General features: G+C 51.1%; 2 protein-coding genes. Both read left to right on the forward strand.

Translation table 11 applies throughout. The features are described from left to right. On the forward strand, positions 1-2030 hold a 2030-nt coding region (locus tag HNP49_RS16850), incomplete at its 5' end, for a calcium-binding protein (RefSeq protein WP_311772132.1). Positions 2031-2186: 156 nt separating this feature from the next. Continuing rightward, a partial coding sequence (locus HNP49_RS16855; protein WP_184685173.1) for a cysteine peptidase family C39 domain-containing protein occupies positions 2187-2341 on the forward strand: 155 nt, incomplete at its 3' end.

The following is a 2341-nucleotide window of genomic DNA, read 5'->3' on the forward strand; positions in this document are numbered from 1 at the left end:
ACGTCATCAGCGAAACCAGTACCCTGGCGAGCGAAATCGACAGCGTGCAATCCAGCGTGAGTTGGACCTTGGGAGCCAATCTAGAGCGACTGACGCTCACCGGCACCGCGGCTATAAATGCTACGGGAAACAACCGCAACAATGTCCTCATAGGTAACGCCAATGCGAACACCATTAGTGGCAGGGACGGTGACGATACTATTAATGGTGGCGCCGGAGCTGACACTTTGATTGGCGGACTCGGGAATGACTTGTATGTTATTGACAATACTGAAGACACTATTGAGGAAACAACTATAAGTGTCGAAGAAATCGACACCGCATGGTCTTTTGTCGACTGGTCTCTTGGGGAAAACCTAGAGAACTTGCTTCTGGTGGGTTCAGCTGCCATTAATGGAATTGGCAACAGCAAGGACAATCGCATCATCGGCAATGCCGCTGCTAACGTCATAGATGGTGGTGATGGCAATGATTTTATCGATGGTGGAATGGGGACTGCCCCTCAGGGCTCTGAGGAAAAACCAAATGAGGATGATGTACTCAGCGGGGACGCCGGCAATGACACTATTTATGGCCAGGAAGGAAACGATGTCCTATATGGAGGGGAAGGCAACGATTCACTCTACGGCGGCGATGATGAAGATACACTTTATGCTCTAGATCAATATACCCTGAGTGATACAACGGGCGAAATCAATACCTTGATCGGCGGGGACGGAGGCGACGAATACGTTATTCTGAGCGCCAATGACAGAATCATAGAAAACGCCGATCATCAGGGAATAGACAGAGCGTATGTTAATTTTAATAATTACTCTCTCGGGGAGAATATAGAGAATCTTTATCTGGGGCATAATGTTTCCGTCGCAATTAATGCATCCGGAAATTCCTTGAACAATGTGCTAATCGGAAATACTAATGACAACACATTAAGTGGCAAACAGGGCCATGACAGTATCGAAGGAAGGGAAGGTAACGACATCATCATTGGCGATGAAGGCAATGACTCTCTCCATGGCGGCGATGGGAGCGACACCCTGCAGGGAGGCGCGGGCAATGACTATCTGGATGGTGGTAAGGGGAATGATACTTTTCTTTTTGGTCATGGCGATGGCGCGGATGTCATTGCACATATTTTCGATCCAAGCCCGTCTGGCGAAAGCAATACACTTCAGTTTAAGCCTGGAGTGCTGAGTAGCGAAGTACAAGTATTAGGTCGCACAACCTCCGTTAGCTCCACCCTTTACTTGACCATTGCAGGTAGCAATGATCGCATTGCAATTTGGAGTTTCTTTGCAGACTCCGGCCCTTCCGGCCCGCGAAACCCACTGCAGTTCGTGCGCTTTGAAAGTGGTGAGGTCTGGGATATTGATGAACTAAAAGCTCGTGCTCTGGCAGGCAGTGATCTCGATGATACTCGCGCTGGAACAGCTTCGGCAGATAGTATGGATGGCCTGGCAGGTAATGATTATCTTGATGGGCGCGAAGGGAATGACAGTTTAATCGGTGGGCTAGGTAACGACACGCTGGCGGGGCTTGAAGGGAATGATTGGCTGTCTGGCGGCTCGGGCAATGATAGTTTGGCTGGACATGATGGTAGCGACGTGCTCATCGGCGGCACCGGCAATGACACCTTGTTTGGTAGCATTGGCAGTGACAGCTACTTTTTTGCTCGCGGCGACGGAGTCGACACCCTGTACGATATCGATAGCAGCATAGGAAATGCTGATTCCTTATCGTTCGATAACGTCGATCACGATCAGTTGTGGTTCAGGAGTGTCGGCAGTAATCTTGAAATCAGTGTCATTGGTACCGATGACAAAATAACCGTATTCGGCTGGAATGCCGGAACATCCAATCAAATCGAGAAATTCATCGCTAGTGACGGGCTGGCACTCAGCAATGCGCAAGTCGCCAATCTGGTTAATGCCATGGCTGCCTTCTCTCCCCCTGCCGCAGGCCAGACCAGCCTTCCCAGTAACTATCACGCGGCACTTGACCCCGTCATTTCTGCAAGTTGGCAGCCCTAAGTTGATTTAGACAGACTTCCCGCCCCGTTAAGTTCGGACGGGTTGTTTGTTGCTTGATCGACAGCTTCCTGGCATGCGCAAAAGTCCCAGTGGCACTCATATCTCCAAGCCGGAATGGCCATTGAATATCCGCAGATGTTGTCGAGGGTTTGAACATTGGAGCAACAACCGGGGCGCCAGTCTCAGGAGGTAACCGACACCGGTTTGGCCTGCCTAGTCATGCTGGCGCGTTTCCACAACGTCGCCGCCTCGCCGGAGCAGCTGGCGCACGAGTTCGCCGCCGATGGCCGGGCACTGTCCACGCCTGATCT

Origin of the sequence: Pseudomonas fluvialis (assembly GCF_014207935.1) — a bacterium.
Lineage (GTDB): Bacteria > Pseudomonadota > Gammaproteobacteria > Pseudomonadales > Pseudomonadaceae > Aquipseudomonas > Aquipseudomonas fluvialis_A.